The sequence below is a fragment of the Methylocella sp. CPCC 101449 genome (genome assembly GCF_031921685.1).
Classification (GTDB): Bacteria; Pseudomonadota; Alphaproteobacteria; order Rhizobiales; family Beijerinckiaceae; genus Terripilifer.
Genome location: NZ_JAPDHU010000002.1, coordinates 1,449,466 through 1,465,605, shown reverse-complemented (window position 1 = coordinate 1,465,605; position 16,140 = coordinate 1,449,466). Strand labels below are relative to the sequence as shown.

At 62.2% G+C, this 16,140-nt stretch carries 20 protein-coding genes; 6 read left to right on the top strand and 14 right to left on the bottom strand.

All coding sequences use genetic code 11. The features are described 5' to 3' along the window. Positions 1–52: 52 nt before the first annotated feature. From OIM99_RS17790 to OIM99_RS17745, 10 genes are all read right to left on the bottom strand, one after another. Positions 53–877 (bottom strand): IclR family transcriptional regulator, encoded by an 825-nt coding sequence (locus tag OIM99_RS17790; RefSeq protein WP_311851794.1) that lies wholly within the window; start codon positions 875–877, stop codon positions 53–55. Beyond that, positions 864–1,664: an alpha/beta hydrolase gene (locus OIM99_RS17785; RefSeq protein ID WP_311851793.1), complete on the bottom strand. Its 801-nt coding sequence runs from the start codon at positions 1,662–1,664 to the stop codon at positions 864–866. The genes OIM99_RS17790 and OIM99_RS17785 overlap by 14 nt, the downstream gene beginning before the upstream one ends. Positions 1,665–1,674: 10 nt before the next feature. Then, positions 1,675–2,433, bottom strand: coding sequence for an SDR family oxidoreductase (locus OIM99_RS17780; RefSeq protein ID WP_311851792.1), 759 nt, complete (start codon positions 2,431–2,433; stop codon positions 1,675–1,677). Positions 2,434–2,445: 12 nt separating this feature from the next. Then, positions 2,446–3,240: an ABC transporter permease gene (locus tag OIM99_RS17775; RefSeq protein ID WP_311851791.1), complete on the bottom strand. Its 795-nt coding sequence runs from the start codon at positions 3,238–3,240 to the stop codon at positions 2,446–2,448. A 24-nt stretch (positions 3,241–3,264) separates the two neighbouring features. Next, positions 3,265–4,266 (bottom strand): ABC transporter substrate-binding protein, encoded by a 1,002-nt coding sequence (locus OIM99_RS17770; protein ID WP_311851790.1) that lies wholly within the window; start codon positions 4,264–4,266, stop codon positions 3,265–3,267. Positions 4,267–4,289: 23 nt separating this feature from the next. Then, complete coding sequence (locus OIM99_RS17765) at positions 4,290–5,054, bottom strand: ABC transporter ATP-binding protein (RefSeq protein WP_311851789.1); 765 nt, start codon at positions 5,052–5,054, stop codon at positions 4,290–4,292. Between the two features lie 5 nt (positions 5,055–5,059). Further along, on the bottom strand, positions 5,060–6,025 hold the full coding sequence (locus OIM99_RS17760) for a VOC family protein (protein WP_311851788.1): 966 nt from the start codon (positions 6,023–6,025) through the stop codon (positions 5,060–5,062). A gap of 61 nt (positions 6,026–6,086) precedes the next feature. Beyond that, positions 6,087–7,121 (bottom strand): aromatic ring-hydroxylating dioxygenase subunit alpha, encoded by a 1,035-nt coding sequence (locus OIM99_RS17755; RefSeq protein ID WP_311851787.1) that lies wholly within the window; start codon positions 7,119–7,121, stop codon positions 6,087–6,089. 13 nt (positions 7,122–7,134) lie between these two features. Beyond that, positions 7,135–7,350: a recombinase-like helix-turn-helix domain-containing protein gene (locus tag OIM99_RS17750; RefSeq protein ID WP_311851786.1), complete on the bottom strand. Its 216-nt coding sequence runs from the start codon at positions 7,348–7,350 to the stop codon at positions 7,135–7,137. After that, entirely contained in the window at positions 7,350–7,649 is a 300-nt protein-coding gene (locus tag OIM99_RS17745) for a hypothetical protein (RefSeq protein WP_311851785.1), read from the bottom strand. The genes OIM99_RS17750 and OIM99_RS17745 overlap by 1 nt, the downstream gene beginning before the upstream one ends. Positions 7,650–7,904: 255 nt before the next feature. On the opposite strand from OIM99_RS17745, the gene OIM99_RS17740 reads away from it, so the two are divergent. The 5 genes from OIM99_RS17740 to OIM99_RS17720 all read left to right on the top strand — a co-directional run bounded on the left by OIM99_RS17740 (position 7,905) and on the right by OIM99_RS17720 (position 11,850). Beyond that, on the top strand, positions 7,905–8,042 hold the full coding sequence (locus OIM99_RS17740; protein WP_311851784.1) for a hypothetical protein: 138 nt from the start codon (positions 7,905–7,907) through the stop codon (positions 8,040–8,042). Positions 8,043–8,059: 17 nt separating this feature from the next. Next, a complete protein-coding gene (locus OIM99_RS17735) occupies positions 8,060–8,848 on the top strand; it encodes an SDR family oxidoreductase (protein ID WP_311851783.1) in 789 nt (262 codons plus the stop codon). A 9-nt stretch (positions 8,849–8,857) separates the two neighbouring features. Next, on the top strand, positions 8,858–10,546 hold the full coding sequence (locus OIM99_RS17730; RefSeq protein ID WP_311851782.1) for a thiamine pyrophosphate-binding protein: 1,689 nt from the start codon (positions 8,858–8,860) through the stop codon (positions 10,544–10,546). Then, entirely contained in the window at positions 10,546–11,370 is an 825-nt protein-coding gene (locus OIM99_RS17725; RefSeq protein ID WP_311851781.1) for an aspartate dehydrogenase, read from the top strand. Before OIM99_RS17730 ends, OIM99_RS17725 begins: the two co-directional genes overlap by 1 nt. A 111-nt stretch (positions 11,371–11,481) precedes the next feature. After that, positions 11,482–11,850: a PRC-barrel domain-containing protein gene (locus OIM99_RS17720; protein ID WP_311851780.1), complete on the top strand. Its 369-nt coding sequence runs from the start codon at positions 11,482–11,484 to the stop codon at positions 11,848–11,850. A 72-nt stretch (positions 11,851–11,922) separates the two neighbouring features. On the opposite strand, the gene OIM99_RS17715 is transcribed toward OIM99_RS17720, so the two are convergent. The 4 genes from OIM99_RS17715 to OIM99_RS17700 all read right to left on the bottom strand — a co-directional run bounded on the left by OIM99_RS17715 (position 11,923) and on the right by OIM99_RS17700 (position 15,025). Beyond that, on the bottom strand, positions 11,923–12,090 hold the full coding sequence (locus OIM99_RS17715; RefSeq protein ID WP_311851779.1) for a hypothetical protein: 168 nt from the start codon (positions 12,088–12,090) through the stop codon (positions 11,923–11,925). 245 nt (positions 12,091–12,335) lie between these two features. Further along, on the bottom strand, positions 12,336–12,818 hold the full coding sequence (locus OIM99_RS17710; protein WP_311851778.1) for a YaiI/YqxD family protein: 483 nt from the start codon (positions 12,816–12,818) through the stop codon (positions 12,336–12,338). A gap of 45 nt (positions 12,819–12,863) precedes the next feature. Further along, on the bottom strand, positions 12,864–13,829 hold the full coding sequence (locus OIM99_RS17705) for a tripartite tricarboxylate transporter substrate binding protein (RefSeq protein ID WP_311851777.1): 966 nt from the start codon (positions 13,827–13,829) through the stop codon (positions 12,864–12,866). 38 nt (positions 13,830–13,867) lie between these two features. After that, on the bottom strand, positions 13,868–15,025 hold the full coding sequence (locus OIM99_RS17700; RefSeq protein ID WP_311851776.1) for a cupin domain-containing protein: 1,158 nt from the start codon (positions 15,023–15,025) through the stop codon (positions 13,868–13,870). A 133-nt stretch (positions 15,026–15,158) separates the two neighbouring features. Here OIM99_RS17700 and OIM99_RS17695 point away from each other — a divergent pair, with 133 nt between their 5' ends. After that, positions 15,159–16,109 carry a LysR family transcriptional regulator gene (locus OIM99_RS17695; protein ID WP_311851775.1) on the top strand — a complete coding sequence of 317 codons (951 nt, stop codon included), beginning with the start codon at positions 15,159–15,161 and terminating at the stop codon, positions 16,107–16,109. Positions 16,110–16,140: the final 31 nt, after the last annotated feature.

The following is a 16,140-nucleotide window of genomic DNA, read 5'->3' as shown; positions in this document are numbered from 1 at the left end:
CGGTGACATGAGCGTCACGCGAATGTGACCAGTGCCGGAGCCAAGGCTCCTCTTATTTGCCGGCGCTCGCCAGGGTGCGGGCGAGGGCTTGCTCGCTGGAGATGTGGCTTGAGATGGTGCGCGCGGCGGCCAGCACCAGATCCTTCAGGCGTCCGGCCATCTCCTCCGCCGCCACCGTGGTGTCGACGGCGGTGACGTTGATCGCGGCGACGATGCGGCCGTTGTTGTCGCGCAACGGCGCGGCGATGGCGCTGATGCCGCGTTCGAAGAACGACTGGCTGACCGCATAACCGCGATCGCGATCTTCCTTGAGCAACTTCTTCAGGGCCGGCAGCGTCTTCGGCGTCTGTTCGCTGAAACGCGGCAGATTCGGCTCGGGGAAGAGTTCCCGCAGTTCCGTGTCGTCGAGTTCGCAGATCAGCATGCGGCCCAAAATGGTGCCGTGAACCGGAAAACGCGTGCCGACCTGCACGCTGCTGGCGAGCGCCGAATGGGCCGGGAAGCGGGCGAGATAAACCACCTCGCGACGATCGCGCATCACCAGATGGGACGACATGCCGGTGTCGTCGCGCAGCTTGCGCAAGGCCGGCTGCGCCACTTCGACGAGATCGAGGGAGGCGAGATAGGCGAAGCCGCGCCCGAGCACGGCCGGCCCCAGGCGATATTGCCGATCGTTGATGTCGCGTTGCAGGTAGCCCATGGTTTCGAGCGTGTGCAGCAGACGAAAGACGGTGGCACGCGACAGATTGAGTTCGCGGGCGATGTCGGGCGGCGCAAGAACCGGGCGTTCACGCGAGAACAGGCCGAGGACGGACAACCCTTGTGTCAGCGCCGGGACAATATATTTGCCCTCCGGCATCATGTCAGGGCCGTTCATCATGTCCCTCCAGAAATGAATCGATGGCGGCGTCGAAGGCGTCCGGCATTTCCACATAGACGGCATGACCGCCGTCGGGGATGGCGGTGATCGGCGTGCCGGGACGGGCGGCGGCGACCCGCTCATTGGCCGCTGGCGGCGTGATCACGTCGGCGGTGCCGTAAACCACCTGCACCGGCATGGTGGCGGGCAAAGCGGCGACGTCGTCGAGCATATTGCCTTGCGACAAGGCGCGCGCCGCCTGGGCATAACCCTGCGGATCGACGCTCGCCATCACGTCAACGACCTTGCGGATCGAGGCTTCGCTGGCACGGGGGCCGAGCAGGCGCGGTCCGCGCTTTTCGGCCATGCCGCGCGGGCCAAGAGCTGCCACATCGTCGATGCGGCTGTTGAGCATGCGGGCGCGCTCCTCGGCCGGCAGTTTGGCGTGGCCGATGGCGCAGGAGGCGAGCGTGAGGGTGAGGATGCGCTCAGGATATTGTGCGGCGAAGCGCGCAGCCATCAGCGACCCGAGCGAATGGCCGATCACATGGGCTTTGGCGATCTGCAACCGGTCGAGCAAGCCAGCCAGCGCTTGCGCATAAGCGGAAACCTCAGGCGCTTCCTCGGGCAGGGGCGTCGAGCCGCCATAGCCGGGCGCATTCCAGGCGACGGTGCGATAACGTTGGCCGAAATGGGCGAGCTGCGCGGCCCAGGAGGCGGCCGAGGAGCCGATGCCGTGCAGCAGCACCAGCGGCGTGCCGGAGCCGTTTTCCTGCCAGACGATCTTTTCTTGCGTGTCCTGCATGGCTCTTACTTCAGTTCATCACAAAGCCGCCGTTCACCGGAACCAACTGGCCGGTGACGAAGCCGGCGCCGGGGCCGAGCAGATAGATCACCGGGCCGGTGACGTCTTCGGGCATCTGCTGGCGCGGGATGGCGCGATTGTTGACGTAGAGATCATGCCGCTCCTGCGGCACATATTCGGTGGATTCGCTGATGACGATGCCGGGCGCGATGGCGTTGACGGAGATGCCGTCGGGGCCGAGTTCGCGTGACAGCGAGCGGGTCATCGAAATGATGGCGCCTTTGCTCGCCACATAATGCAGAAGCCTAGGCGCGCCCCACATGGCGGTGTCGGAGGCGACATTGACGATGCGCCCGCCAACCGTCGATTTCTTCAAGAGGGGCGCGAGCGCCTTGATGACCAGCCAGACGCCGCGCACGTTGATCGCCATGACGCGATCGAAGGTGGCAATCTCGATCTCGTCATAGGGCACGCCGCCGATGCCGGTGGCGAGCGCCGCGTTGTTGACCAGGCCGTCGATCCGGTCGAAGCGCTCAGCCAAAGCCTTGCCGAAGGCCTCGATCGATTGCGGCTGCGACTGATCATAGGCGATGAAATGGGCGTCGGCGCCGCGCTGGCGCAGATCGGCGGCGCAGGCTTCGCCCAGCTTCACATCGATGTCGGCGACGATGATGCTTTCAGCGCCAGCGTCGACACAGGCTTCGGCGAAGGCGCGGCCGAGGCCGCGTCCAGCGCCGGTGACGACGATACGGCGTCCAGTCAGCTCCATTTTAGGCCTCTCCTACGACGCGCGACGGGCGCGGCCGGGCAGCCAATGCAGCACGCGGTTTTCGATCAGCACGATCGCGCCATAGAGCAGAATGCCGATGATCGTGAGCATGATGATGGTGACGAAGACCATCGGCGTGTTGCCGGCGCCTTCGCCGAAGGTCAAGAGATAGCCGAGACCCTGGTTGCCGCCGACGAGTTCGCCGACGAGGACGCCGATGACCGCGAGCGTGGCGGCGATGCGCAGGCCGGCGAAGAACGGCGGCAGCGAGGCCGGGAATTCGATCTTGCGGAAAATCTGCACCTTGCTGGCGTTGAACGAGCGGGCCAGGCGGACGATGTCGGGGTCGATGGCGCGCACGGCGCCGAGCACATTGATCATGATTGGAAAGAACACGATCAATATGGCCACTAAAATCTTCGGATAGACCGTGTAGCCGAACCAGATGACGAAGAGCGGCGCGAAGGCGACCTTCGGCGCGATCTGGAGGGCGAGAATATAAGGCGAAAGCACGAATTCCGCCGTCGGCGACATGCCAAGGATGAAGCCGACGGCCATGCCGAGGATCATGCCGAGTACGAAACCGACGACGACCTGCATGGCGGTGATGCCCGTGTGATACATCAGGCGGTCACGCGTCAGCATCTTGAGGAATTCTTCCCAGACTTGTGAAGCCGGTGGGATGATGAATTGCGGAATGCCCAGCGCGCGCGGGCCCCATTCCCAGGCGGCAAGAGAGATGACCGCCAGTGCAAGACTGGCAAGCACCATCCGCTGCGTGGAAGGATTGCTGAGTTCGCTACTCATCTTTTGACCCCACCGGCCTTTTTGTTACTGCAAGAACTGGTTGGTGTAGAGTTCCTTCACCGGCGTCGTCTTCTCGATGATGCCTTCCTTCAGGTAGAAATCCTGAAGCGCCGACAGGCGGGACTCGTCCATTTCGCCGAGCACCTTCTGGCCCGGATAGACCAGGGTGTTGTAGGCCTTGAAGATCTCGGTCAGATCGGCTTCCTTGCCGGTGAACTCCGGCACCGCCTTGGCATAATCGACCGCCGCCGCCGCCGGATCGTCCATGAGCGCCTTCATGCCCTTGAGGGTGGCGCGCACGATCTTGCGCAGCAGTTCCGGATTCTTCTGGATGGTTTCATCGGAGGCGACGATGGCCTGCGCCATGCTCTTGAACACGGTGTCGGACGGGATGGCCTCGATGTTCATCTTCGGCGATTCCTTGCGCGCCTGGATGGTCCATTCCGGCGTGCCCGCCATCGCGTCGGACTGGCCGGCGGCGAAAAGCTTCCAGATGTTGACCGGGCCGACGGCCTGGGCGTTGACGTCGTTCTTGGTCATGCCCTGGGTGGCGAGCATGCCGAGCAGCGCGAAGAAGGTCGTGTCCTGATAAGCGAGAACGGTGATCGTCTTGCCCTTCAGATCCTTGACCGAGTTGATGCCCTTGTCCTTGTTGACGGCGAGCTGCATGAGCGCACGGCCGCCGATCACCGCGATCGCCTTCACCGGCACGCCATTGCTGCGCACGATGATCGGCGTGTCGCCGATGGCGCCGCCGACGACCGCATTGCCGGCCCCGACCTGCTTGGCGACGTCGACGCCGCCGCGCGCTACCTGGAAGTTCACGTTGAGACCTTCAGCGGTGAAATAGCCGCGCTGCTTGGCGACCATCCACGGGCCGAAAGCCGGCAGGGAGCCCGGTGCGGGCAGGAGATAGGTGATGTCCTGAAGTGGCGCCTGCGCTTGGGCGCCCTGAATGCCAGCGAAACCGAAGGAACCGGCCAAGCCGGCGAATGTTAGTGCAAGCAGCTTGCGACGCGAATTCATGACCCTTCTCCTTTTTTGCGTTTTCAATGAACTTCTTCGCCGATGTGCAGAAGACTCATCAGTTGTGCAATATACGGGCCCGTTTTCGGGCTCTTACGGCGTTCCATCGGGTTTTCCCGGCCAGGAATATCGATGACGATTTCCTCGATGATCGTGCCGGGGCGCTGGCTCATGACCAGAACACGATCCGACAAAGCGATCGCTTCGACGAGATCATGCGTGACGAACAAGGTCGTCTTGCCAGTCTCGGCCAAGGTGCGGCCGAGATCCTGCTGCAATACCATTTTGGTCTGTGCGTCGAGCGCCGAGAACGGTTCGTCCATCAGGAGAACGGCGGGATCGACGGCGAGCGTACGGGCGAGCGCGGCGCGCTGGCGCATGCCGCCGGAGAGCTGGTGCGGATAGCTTTCGGCGAAGTCCGGCAGGCGGCACTTGCGCAGCAGTTCGAGCGAGATCGCCTTGCGCTCCGAAGCCGGAACGCCGCGGATTTCCAGGCCGAATTCGACATTCTGACGAATGGTGCGCCAGGGCAGCAGCAGATCCTTCTGCAGCATGAAGGCGACATGTTCGTTCGGCTTCGTCACTTTCTCGCCGTCGACGAGCACTTCGCCTTCGCTGGCCGGATCAAGGCCCGAGCCCATGTTCAGGAGCGTGCTCTTGCCGCAACCGGATGGGCCGATCAGCGAGACCACTTCACCGTCGGCGATCTTGAAGTTGAGGTTCTGCACGGCGGTGATTGCGCCAAAGCGTTTGGCAACGTTGCGGCATTCGAGGCGGATCTGCGCCATCGGTTTCAGCTCCGCTTCTCGGTGATGAATTTACCGTCGGGCGCGGGGGCGCCGGCGCTCTTCTGACGGCGGGTCTTGCCGTCGATGCCACCGGAGATCGCCCATTCGGCGAAGAGGTCAGGGCCGGGCACGAAGTCGCGGGTCTTCCACTCTTCGGTCAGTACGTCCTCGTCGGCGTAATATTCGATGAGGGCGCCCGCCGGATTTTGGAAGTACCAGAAGAAGGCCGAGGAGATCGGGTGCTTGCCCGGTCCAAGCTGCGTGTCCCAGCCGAGACGCGACATATGCATGCCGCCGCCGAAGACCTCATGGATGTCGCGCACGGCGAAGGCGACGTGGTTGAGGCCGGGCTTGCCTTCCGGCGTCTGCAACAGGAACATGTCGTGGTGGCCGCCGCGCGGTGCGGTGCGCAGGAAGTGGCCACGGCCAGGATAGCGGTCCGACAGGCAGAAACCGATGTTCTCGTAGAACTTGGTCGTCTCGTCGAGCTGCTTGGTGAAGAACACGACATGGCCGACTTCGATCGGCGTCGCGTGGTCATAGCTGGCGCTGGGCGCGTTGACACGCGAGGCCTTGTCCCAGGTGTTGGTCTGGCCGCCATGCACCTCGATGGCGCGCTTGCGGGTGACGCGCACGCCGACGGCCAGGCCGTTGGGATCGGTGCAGAACAAAGTGCCGTCCGCTTCGCGGAAGCCCGGCGCATTGCGCATCTTTTCGCGGCTGGCCGCGATGTCGGCGTCGTTTTCGGCGCTCCAGATCACTTCGCGCACGGTGGGGCCGGCTTCGATCGCCGGCGGCAGCGAGGGGTCGTCGTGCAGGCGGACGAACACTTCGCAACCGTTGAGGGTTTCGAAATCGAGCGCCGTGTCGGAATCGCGGACGAGCGACAGACCCCAGTCGAGGAAGAAGCGACGGCACAGCGCGATGTCTTCAACGCCATACGTCACGCGGTCGATGCCAGAAATGCTCACGATCAACTCCAGATGTTCGGGCTGGGCGAGGCGGCACTGAGGCGCCGCCTCAAGCGTCAGGTCAGGCGACTTGTCGGCCGGCGTCAGCCAGCGCGTTGAGCTGCTGGATGGCTTGGTTCTTCATGACGCGACGCAAGCGCACGAGACCCATGTCGTGGGAATAAAGGTTCTCGTGCTTGTTGGCATCGGGATCGCAGGCTTCGAGCATGGTGCGGTCCTGTTCGAGCACGTGCCAGTGGCGCGCCTCGAGGCGGTTCTTGTAGAGGAAGCGCCAGGTGTCGCGCTGCCAACCGTCGACCTTGCGGCAACGCCAGTGGATGACCACGGCCTTGCCGTCGGAAATCGGCGTGTAGGAACCGATGATGTGGAAATTGCCGCCCGGGCCGCCGGTCTTGGGATAGGGGATTTCCAGGCGCAGCCACATCGTGCCGGTCTGGCCATATTCGGTCCAGTCGAAGTTGATGTTGCGCTGGCCTTCCTTCTCGAAGACGAAACCGCTCTCGGTGTCGCGGATGCGGAAGTTGGCTTGGGTTTCGCCAAACGACATGGAATGGGACTGCTTATGCAGGAAGGTGCCGTGCATCGGGTCCATCACATTGTCGATGACATAGCGATAGTCGCCGTTCCACTCGGCATAGCACAGGAAGGCGCTGAACTCGGGCGAGGTCAGTTCTTCCGGCAGGACCAGTTCCGGCGGGTCCAGATGCAGTTCATCGCCGACATAAGCGAAGATGACGCCGGCGCGTTCCTGCAGCGGGAAGGACTTGGTCGCCTTCGAACCTTCGAGCTTGCTGCCGGGAGCGCCGGGGACGACGACGGCGATGCCGTCCTTGTTCACCTGCACACCGTGATAGCCGCATGCGATGCGATCGCCCATCAGGATGCCGCAGGAGAGCGGCACGCCGCGATGCGGGCAGCGGTCTTCAAGCGCATAGGGCGTGCCGTCAAGGCCGCGCCACAAAACCATGCGATAGCCGCAGCGGCGCAGGGACAAAGGCTTTTCGGTGACGAAATGCGTCGGGCAGATCGCATACCACTGGTTGCGAGGGCCGACGGAGAGAAGCTTTTCAACGGCGGTATCGGAAACGGCAGCCATTTCACTCTCCTACTTACGCGCCGAGGCGCTTCATTTCCTGCTGGAACAATTCAGGCGTCCACGGCTGGCCGTTGGGCGAGGGGACGCAATCGTCGTTCAGCGATTTGCAGATGCTCGGCAGATCATGAATGCCGGCAGCATAGGCCTTCTCGATGCCGTCACCGAGGAGATTTTCATAATCGGTCGGCTCGTGGTCTCGGGTCTGATGGGGATTCAGATACTGATCCATCATTTGCCTCCTTTACGCACACGTTCTTTGATCATTTCGCGTACCGGCACGAAATCGTAAGCCGGATAGCATTCGGTTGTAAAAACGCCCCAAGCCGAACGTTCGAGTTCGACATTGACGAGCGGAATTTTTGATGGCGGCAGGCGTAGCGTGACGATCTGCCCGAAGCCCATGGCGACGACCCAATTGACGACTTCCACGCCTGCCGGCGGAAAGCGTTCCCACCAGTCGGCATCTTTCAGTTTCGTCTGCACGACATCGAGATTGTTGGATTGGTCATGACGGAGAAACACCGTCATGAGCATCGTTTCCGATGCCGTCTCGCTCGTCGTACCGGGCCCCTCGTTCGCCATGGCATCCCTGTTCGGTGACAGTGGAAGAGTGCGTTTCATTAGAGAAACATCATTTCATATTTGCAACAAGCTAGAACGTCGTGTAGTCTTTGTCAAAATAAAATTCCGGTGGTTGGCGGAACGAAGGCAGCGTCTGTGCCGATGCTTTTGAAACGGGCAGGCGGTGACCGCGAGAGCGGCAGAAAGCAAGGAGATTGCGTCATGAATCAGCACGCCGAGGCGAACATATCGCCTGCGACAGAGCGCGACGGCGTGATGCTTTTTGGCGGCGAGATGCTGGGAGAGTCGCTCGACAGGACCCAGCAGATTTCAAGACAGCATCAACGTAACGAAGCCTGAGCGGTCAGGAGAAGCGTATGGATTTGGGGCTTGCGGGGCGCACTATCGTGGTAACGGGCGGCACGTCGGGCATTGGCCTGGCGACAGCTGGTCTATTCTTGAACGAGGGTGCGAAGGTTGCGATCTGCGGACGCGATGAGGCACGGCTGGCGAAGGCGTCGGCCGATCTCGAAGCGCGGTTCGCCGGCAAGGTGATGGCGCATCGCTGCGATGTGACGAAGAAGGAAGACGTCGAGGCGTTCGCTGCCGCCGTGCAAAAATGGGCTGGCGGTGCCGACATTCTCATCAACAATGCCGGGCAGGGGCGTATGTCGACCTTCGCCACGACCACCGACGAGCAGTGGCGCGCCGAGCTCGATCTCAAGTTCTTCAGCCAGATCCATCCGGTGCGGGCGTTCCAGCCGCTGTTGGAAAAGAGCACTGCGGCGGCCATTCTCGCCGTCAATTCGCTGCTCGCCTACCAGCCCGAGCCCTATATGGTTTGCACGTCGGCGGCGCGTGCCGGTGTGCAGAGCCTCGTCAAATCCTTGGCGACAGAGTTCGCGCCGCGCATTCGCGTCAATTCCGTCATGCTCGGCCTGATCGATTCAGGCCAGTGGGAGCGGCGTTTCCAGGCGCGCGAGAACAAGGCGCAGACGCGCGACGAATGGATGGTCGAATTGACCAAGACCAAGCACATTCCCTTCGCACGCCTCGGCCTGCCCGATGAAGTGGCGCGCGCCATTGTTTTTCTCGCCTCACCGGCAGCCAGCTATGTGACCGGTGCTTCCCTTGAAATTTCCGGCGGAATTTCCCGCTACATCTGAGAGGACGCGATGAACATCGCAACCGCGACATCTTCCCTGACGACCCGTGACGAGCCGGTCGGTGATCTGATCGCCCGCACGCTGGCCGAAGCTGGCGTCACGCATGTGTTTGGCGTGATCTCCATCCACAACATGCCGATCCTGGACGCGATCTTCCGTCAGGGCCGCATCACCTTCGTGCCGGCGCGTGGCGAAGCCGGCGCCATGAACATGGCCGACGCCTATGCGCGCGTCTCGCGTTCGGTCGGCGTCGTCATCACCAGCACCGGCACGGCGGCGGGCAATGCCGCCGGTTCGCAGGTCGAGGCGTTGACCGCCGGTTCGCCTGTGCTGCACATCACGACGCAGATCGATACACCCTGGATGGACCGCGACCGCGCCGCCATTCACGACGTGCCGCGCCAGCCCGACATGCTGAAAGCCGTGTCGAAGGCTTATTTCCGTCTGTGGGACGGCAATGGCGTCGTGCCGGTGGTGCATGCGGCGATCTCGGCCGCCTTGAGCGCGCCGACCGGGCCGGTGAGCCTGGAAATTCCCGTCGACGTGCAGCGCATGCCGGCGATCATTCCGCCGCGCATCGGCAAGCCGGTCGTCGTGCGTGTCGAACCCGATGCCGAGCATCTCGATGTGCTGGCCGACATGATCAAGAAGGCCAAGCGGCCGATGCTCTATCTTGGTGGCGGTGCCCGTGGCGCCGAAGCGGCGGCGACAGCGCTGGTCGAGCGCGGATTCTGCGCCGCGACCAGCACCAATGGTCGCGCCAGCGTGCCGGAGGATCATCCGCGCAATATCGGCGCCTTCAACATGACGCCGCAAGCGCAGGATATCTATGATCGCTGCGACCTGATGATCGTCGTCGGCTCACGCCTGCGCGGCAACGAGACGCGCAATAACATGCTGCGCCTCGGCAAGCCGCTGATCCAGATTGATGCCGATGCGAGCCAGGGCGGCCGCAATTATCCGGTCGATCTCTTCGTCCACGGCGATGCCCGCTTGGCGCTGGAAGGCTTGCTTGCGCGTCTGCCGGCAAAGGTCGGCGGTGACAAGGATTTCGAAGCGGCCGTTCTCGCCGCCCGCATCAAGGGCGAAGAGGGCGTGGGACGCGTCCTTGGCGTCTATAAGAAGCTGGCGGACGTGCTGCGCGACCGCGTGCATGGTCAGGCGTTGCCCTTCGTGCGCGACGTAACGATCGGCAATTCGACCTTTGGCAACCGCTACGTCCGTCTCGCGGCGCCGCATCTGGGCGTCCATGCGCTGGGCGGCGGCATCGGCCAAGGCATTGCCATGACTGTCGGCGCGGCCTTCGCGGCCAATGGCAAGAAGACAGTGTCGCTGGTCGGCGATGGCGGTTCGATGGTCAATATTGGCGAACTGGCCACGGTGGTGGAAAATGCCTGCGACACCGTCATCGTGATGATGAACGACAAGGCCTATGGCGTCATCGCCAACATTCAGGACGCGCAATACGGCAATCGCCACGCCTATTGCCACCTGCATACGCCGGACTTTGGCTTGCTGGCCAAGGCCATGGGCCTGCCGCATGTGCGCATCAGCAAGATCGACGATTTCGAGCCGGCCTTCGACAAGGCCTTGGCCGAGCGTGGCCCGATCATGCTCGAAGTCGATATGGTCGCCATCGGCCCCTATGCGGAAGCCTTCGGTGGTCCGCCGGCGGGTGCCGCGGGTGGTGCGCGCTGATGCGCCTTGCCCTGATCGGATATGGCAGCATCGCCCGCCAGGCGCTCGGCGCCATAGCGGACGATCTGCCGTCGCCGTTGGATGCCGTGATCTGCCTCGCGCGGGAGAAGGGCGCCAATCGCGCTCGCGACCTGCTCGAGAGTTTCGGCAATAAATTGGCGCGTCAGCGCCATGTGGTCGGCTCGGCGGCGGAGTTGGCGCAGTTGCAACCGTTGCTGGTGGCTGAAGCCGCTGGCCACGGCGCGCTGAAAATGTATGGCGCCGAAGTGCTGCAAGGCGGCGCCGACCTGATCGTCACGTCGGTTGGCGCTCTGGCGGATGGTGAATTGCGCGGACAGCTCGATGCCGCGGCGCAAAGCTCCGGCGCTTCCTATCATTTGTGTCCGGGTGCCGTTGGCGGGCTCGATCTGCTCGCCGCTGCTAAGCTCTCGGGCCTCGACGAGGTGGTCTATACGTCGCGCAAGCCGCCCAAGGCCTGGATGGGAACGCCGGCCGAAAAGGCGGTCGACCTTGCCGCGTTGACCGCTGCTCACGTGTTTTATGAAGGGGCGGCCGCGGCCGCAGCGCGGGACTATCCGCAAAACGCCAACGTGGCAGCCACCGTGGCGCTGATCGGCGCGGGTTTTGACGCGACGCGGGTGCGCCTGATCGCTGATCCCACGGTCAGCCGGAATATCCATGAGATTTCCGTGCGTTCGAAAAGCGTCGATTTCGAACTGCGGATCGAGGGCCGGCCGTCGCCGGACAATCCGAAAACCTCGTTGACCACCGGCTATGCGCTGGCCCGGCAGATTCTCGACAACCTGAAATTGAACCGGCAATAAAACGCCGCCGGAGCTTGCGGGCTGCGGCCACGCAACTCCACCCCACCTTCGTGCGTTGTGAGTGACAGGCGCCTGCGCCTGAACCGTTCACAGTCAACGCAGGAGGATGAAATGGTTGCTCTCGACGAAACCACTTCGCTGATCGCGGCGGGCAAAGTCACCGGCACGCGCGTCTTCAACACCGATGGTGAAGCGCTCGGTGAGATTTACGACCTCATGATCGACAAGCAGTCGGGCAAGATTGCTTATGCGGTGATGTCGTTCGGTGGCTTTTTATCGATCGGCGAACGCTATCATCCGCTGCCCTGGAACAGCCTCAAATACGATACGCGGCAGGGTGGCTATGTGGTGGGTCTGACGCGACAACAGCTCGAAGGCGCGCCGACATTCGCGCAAACCGAACATTTGGGCTGGGCGGATCATGGGCCGGAACCGGGCATTCACGGGACACACAAAGCCCCGTCGTACTGGCCTTTCTGATCTCCCTCGATCCGCCAATGAAAATGCCGCAGCTTTGGGCTGCGGCATTTTCTTGAGAAAGTGAAAGCGGGATCAGAGCGAAGATTGTTGCGAGGGCCGGTTGGTCGAGAGATCCTGGCGGTCTCCCTTGTCCGAGGTCAAACGCAAGCGCACCGCATAGAGAGCGGCGGCGGCAATGCCGAGGAACAGCAGGCAGCCCACGCTGGCCATCCACATGAAATCAGTGAACTCGATAATCATCTGTCTTCCAATTCATCAATTGTGCAACGCGGTAATAAATCTGGCCGTTTAAAAGTCCTTAAATCGGACCGATGACCTGTGGGAGAAAAATCATCGCATCGCAAAAAGTTGCGGAACTCATGGTTTTTAAACTCTAAAACCACATCATTCATCAGTGATTTGAGGGATTTGGTGGATGATATGCCTATGAAATGGGCAGTTTGGCGGGTTTAGCCATATCTTGGAGATCAACCGTCAAGGTCGGCCTAGGTTCGGGACACAGCGTGCTTCTTCAACCGCACCAGGATGGTGTCGAGCGTCGAGAGAAACGTCGACCGATCGCGCGGGCTGTAAGGCTTGGGGCCACGGGTGACGGCGCCGGCATCGCGCATGTCCTGCATCAGATTGCGGGTCGCCAGGGCCATGCCGATTGAACTGGGCGTGAATTCGCGGCCAGTCGGTGCCAGCACAGCGGCGCCGACTTTAACGCAGCGGGCGGCAAGCGGCACATCGGCGGTGACGACCACATCCCGCGCGGTGGCGTGTTCGGCGATCCAATTGTCGGCGGCATCCAGGCCGGAGGGCACGACGATCCGTTCGATCATCGGATCCTTCGGCACCATCATATAGCTGTTGGCGACGACCAGAACGTGCAGCTTATGCCGTGCGGCAACACGATAGATTTCGTCTTTCACCGGGCAGGCATCCGCATCGATGATGATGCGGGGAAGGGATTCGGGCTCTGACATCGCCCGGCAATGTGCCATTTCGCGATGGCAGATGAAAGCCTCGCCTTAATTGATGTCGAGTTTGGCGGCGACCGCGATGGCGTGGAATTTGTCGGCGTCGCGGCGCATGCGCTGGATCAGATCCGCCGGTGGGACATATTGCGGCACGAAACCGACATCCCACATGGTCGGTTTGACGGAGGGATCGGCCAGGGCTTTCTGCGCGGCACTGGCGAGTTTCGCGACGATCTCGGGCGGTGTTCCCACGGGCGCGAACACGCCTTGCCACCAGGTGACGTCGTAGCCCTCAAGTCCCGCTTCTTCGACCGTTGGAACATCGGGGAAACGCGGGTCTCGTTTTTGGCCGGTCGTCGCGATGGCTTTCAGATCGCCCGCATCAAGAAAAGGTTTGGCCTCGCCGATGTGGATGCAATCGACGAAGCCCGACACGACATCCAGCGTTGCTGGCGAATTGCCCTTGTAATGAATGTGCGTGACCGAAATGCCGGCCATCGATGAGAGCAGTTCGCTGCTGAAGTGATTGCCGCTGCCGGGGCCGGCCGTGGCGACCGTCAGTTTGCCCGGCTTCTCCTTGGCATATTGGATCAGGCCGGCCAGATCCTTGAACGGCGTTTTCGGATTGCAGACGATCAAGGTCGAATACCAGAACATGCCACCGATCGGCACGAAGTCCTTGATCGGATCGTAGCTGAGCGATTTGGCGACCGCTGGCAGCAAAGCGTGGGTGATCGAATTGGCGTAGATCAACGTATAGCCGTCGGGCTGCGCGCGCGCCGCATCGGTGGCGCCGACACGGCCGCCACCGCCGCCCCGGTTTTCGACGAAAACGCTTCCGTTCAGCTCCTGGCCCATCAAACGCGCGATGAGGCGCGCGCCGATATCGGTGCTGCCGCCCGCGGCTGCGGGCACGATGAGCCGGATCGGCTGACTGGGATAGGTCTGCGCCTCGGCGGCCGGCATGGTTATGGTGAGCAGAGCCGCGCACAGCACGCTCCCTTTGATGATCTTCATGCCGTTCCTCCCTTCGGCTTTTTAAATCGACAGCAGGCTTATGCCTGCAGTCGATCCTCGGCATCGAATGTCATTCTGATTTTTTCATAAGCGGCAATCGTCTCCTTGCCGAAGCGGCGTTCGACCTCCGCGCCGATCTTGCGCGAGAAGGAGACCGTATCGTGCATGCGGTCCGGCCCCTGGATGATGACGAGAAGGCGGGCCGGCGCGTCGCTGGTGTTGGCGAAACTGCGCATCACCTTGTTGGGCATGGCGACGATATCGAAGGGGCGCGCATGAATGACGGATTCATTGTCGAACCCGGTGAAAATGTCCCAGGTGCCGTTCAAGACGAGAAAGGACTCTTGGGTGTCCGAATGGGCATGGGGCGGCGGGCCATCGCCATCGCCGGGTGCGCATTCGGCGATGGAGATATAGAGGCCCTGAAAGCCATAGATCGGCGCCGTGCGTGAGCGGCCAATATGACCTTCCGGCACGATCAGCGGATAGACCGAGCCGGCGGACAGCATTTCGGTGGCCTGCGGCGGGATCGCTGCCGTCTTGCTGAGCGCGGCCTTATAAGGCACCAGCTCCTTGGCGCGGGTGACGCGGGCGGCCATCGTTGCCGCGTCGATGGATAGGCCAGGGTCATCATCGAGACGCAGACCAAGATCCCGCTGTGCGTCTGCACTGAGAAGCGCCTGGACGTCGGGTGTGAAAATCGCGTCATAGGTTCCGCCGGGTTCGATGCTGAGGATCGACAGCAGGCGCACAGGCGTATCGCCCGCATTGACGAGCTGATGGCGCAGATGGGGTGGCACTGACACCATGTCGAAATCGCCGAGGCTCACATGTTCATCCAGCGACGGGCCATGGCGCACCTCAAGCCGTCCTTCGAGGCAGACGATGTTTTCGATCGCGTCTGGGTTGCGCCAGCCCTGGGACTGGCCGTGCGGGGCGATTTCCAGATAGCCGGTGCAGGCCGTCGGTGGGCAATCGAGCGCAGCTTGAGCGAAACGTCCCTTTGTCTCGCGGCTCGCCATCATCGGCCGCAGCGTACCGCCCCAAAGCTTTTGCACCTGTGCTGCATGGCGCAGCGCCGGGGCCTCGGCAGCGGCACGATAATGGGGAAAGGCGGCAAGGCGGTCGAGCATGGCCGCCTGGCTCATCACGGCCAGATTTTCGGCTGCACCCTGCGTCGGGGTCTTGTCTGTCATCGTGAACTCCTCCGGCGCCCATAGAAGGTGAGGGGATGCGGATTTGCCATAGCTTTTTGCCAATGCCATCATTGGTAAATATCAATGATGGCGGGATATCGCCCGGCCTGGCTTCATGTGAGCATCGCGGTTCATGTCGACCATCAACAAAATTTCAATCCAGCATCTGGTCCATTTGGAAGCCCTTGTTCACGAGCGCCATGTGACGCGGGCGGCGGAGCGCATCGGCATAGGCCAGCCGACCATGTCGAGTTCGCTCGCCAAGCTGCGCAAGCTCTTCAAGGATCCTCTGCTGGTCAAAACCAGGAATGGCATGGAGCCGACGCCACGCGCCCTGGAACTGACCCATCGCATTCGCGACATGATCGATCTGCTGGAAGGGCGTGGCGCCACCGATGCGCGTTTCAATCCGCTCACCAGCGAACGCCGCTTTCGCATCATGGCATCGGACGGGATTGCGCGGATCATTTTGCCGGAATTGATGCGGCTCGCCAAGGACACCGCGCCGCGCGTTCAGTTCATGGTTCACCCTGGCGACGTGCGTCGCACCGCCGAATATTTGCGCGATGGAGATTTCGATTTGGTGGTCGCTTTTCTGCGCCAACCGGCCCAAGAGCTGCACCAGACGCAGCTCTATCCGCAAAGGCTGGTCTGCATCGCCCGGCAGGGACATCCCGTCCTCAAGGGACGATTGACGCTGAAACAATTCGGGGCGCTGTCCCACGCGGTCTGGGGGGCGCCGCCCGTGCCTTATCCGACCCTGGAAGTGATGGTCGATGAGGCCTTGGAGAAATCCAATTTGACACGGCAGGTGGCTTTGCGCGTCTCAAGCGTGATGCTGCTTGGCGAAGTGGTGGCGAAATCGGATCTTCTGGCCATCATCCCCGAGCCTTTGGCTTTGACGAGCCGCCAGACCTTGCCGATCCAGATTTTCCCGTTGCCTTTCCAAGTGGCCAAAGCGGACGTCAGCATGCTCTGGCATGATCGTCTGCATCAGGATGCCGGGCATAAGTGGCTGCGCAGCACCATGCGGATGATCGGCAAGAAGCGATCGGCGGGGTTGTCGGTCATGACGGAAGGTTGAAGCCTGACATGGCTGATCGACCATGCCGGTA

Excerpts from the sequence above, each read along its gene's own strand:
- OIM99_RS17790 (WP_311851794.1), bottom strand. The coding sequence starts at position 877 with ATGAACGGCCCTGACATGATGCCGGAGGGCAAATATATTGTCCCGGCG.
- OIM99_RS17785 (WP_311851793.1), bottom strand. The coding sequence starts at position 1,664 with ATGCAGGACACGCAAGAAAAGATCGTCTGGCAGGAAAACGGCTCCGGC.
- OIM99_RS17780 (WP_311851792.1), bottom strand. The coding sequence starts at position 2,433 with ATGGAGCTGACTGGACGCCGTATCGTCGTCACCGGCGCTGGACGCGGC.
- OIM99_RS17775 (WP_311851791.1), bottom strand. The coding sequence starts at position 3,240 with ATGAGTAGCGAACTCAGCAATCCTTCCACGCAGCGGATGGTGCTTGCC.
- OIM99_RS17770 (WP_311851790.1), bottom strand. The coding sequence starts at position 4,266 with ATGAATTCGCGTCGCAAGCTGCTTGCACTAACATTCGCCGGCTTGGCC.
- OIM99_RS17765 (WP_311851789.1), bottom strand. The coding sequence starts at position 5,054 with ATGGCGCAGATCCGCCTCGAATGCCGCAACGTTGCCAAACGCTTTGGC.
- OIM99_RS17755 (WP_311851787.1), bottom strand. The coding sequence starts at position 7,121 with ATGGCTGCCGTTTCCGATACCGCCGTTGAAAAGCTTCTCTCCGTCGGC.
- OIM99_RS17750 (WP_311851786.1), bottom strand. The coding sequence starts at position 7,350 with ATGGATCAGTATCTGAATCCCCATCAGACCCGAGACCACGAGCCGACC.
- OIM99_RS17745 (WP_311851785.1), bottom strand. The coding sequence starts at position 7,649 with ATGACGGTGTTTCTCCGTCATGACCAATCCAACAATCTCGATGTCGTG.
- OIM99_RS17740 (WP_311851784.1), top strand. The coding sequence starts at position 7,905 with ATGAATCAGCACGCCGAGGCGAACATATCGCCTGCGACAGAGCGCGAC.
- OIM99_RS17735 (WP_311851783.1), top strand. The coding sequence starts at position 8,060 with ATGGATTTGGGGCTTGCGGGGCGCACTATCGTGGTAACGGGCGGCACG.
- OIM99_RS17730 (WP_311851782.1), top strand. The coding sequence starts at position 8,858 with ATGAACATCGCAACCGCGACATCTTCCCTGACGACCCGTGACGAGCCG.
- OIM99_RS17725 (WP_311851781.1), top strand. The coding sequence starts at position 10,546 with ATGCGCCTTGCCCTGATCGGATATGGCAGCATCGCCCGCCAGGCGCTC.
- OIM99_RS17720 (WP_311851780.1), top strand. The coding sequence starts at position 11,482 with ATGGTTGCTCTCGACGAAACCACTTCGCTGATCGCGGCGGGCAAAGTC.
- OIM99_RS17715 (WP_311851779.1), bottom strand. The coding sequence starts at position 12,090 with ATGATTATCGAGTTCACTGATTTCATGTGGATGGCCAGCGTGGGCTGC.
- OIM99_RS17710 (WP_311851778.1), bottom strand. The coding sequence starts at position 12,818 with ATGTCAGAGCCCGAATCCCTTCCCCGCATCATCATCGATGCGGATGCC.
- OIM99_RS17705 (WP_311851777.1), bottom strand. The coding sequence starts at position 13,829 with ATGAAGATCATCAAAGGGAGCGTGCTGTGCGCGGCTCTGCTCACCATA.
- OIM99_RS17700 (WP_311851776.1), bottom strand. The coding sequence starts at position 15,025 with ATGACAGACAAGACCCCGACGCAGGGTGCAGCCGAAAATCTGGCCGTG.
- OIM99_RS17695 (WP_311851775.1), top strand. The coding sequence starts at position 15,159 with ATGTCGACCATCAACAAAATTTCAATCCAGCATCTGGTCCATTTGGAA.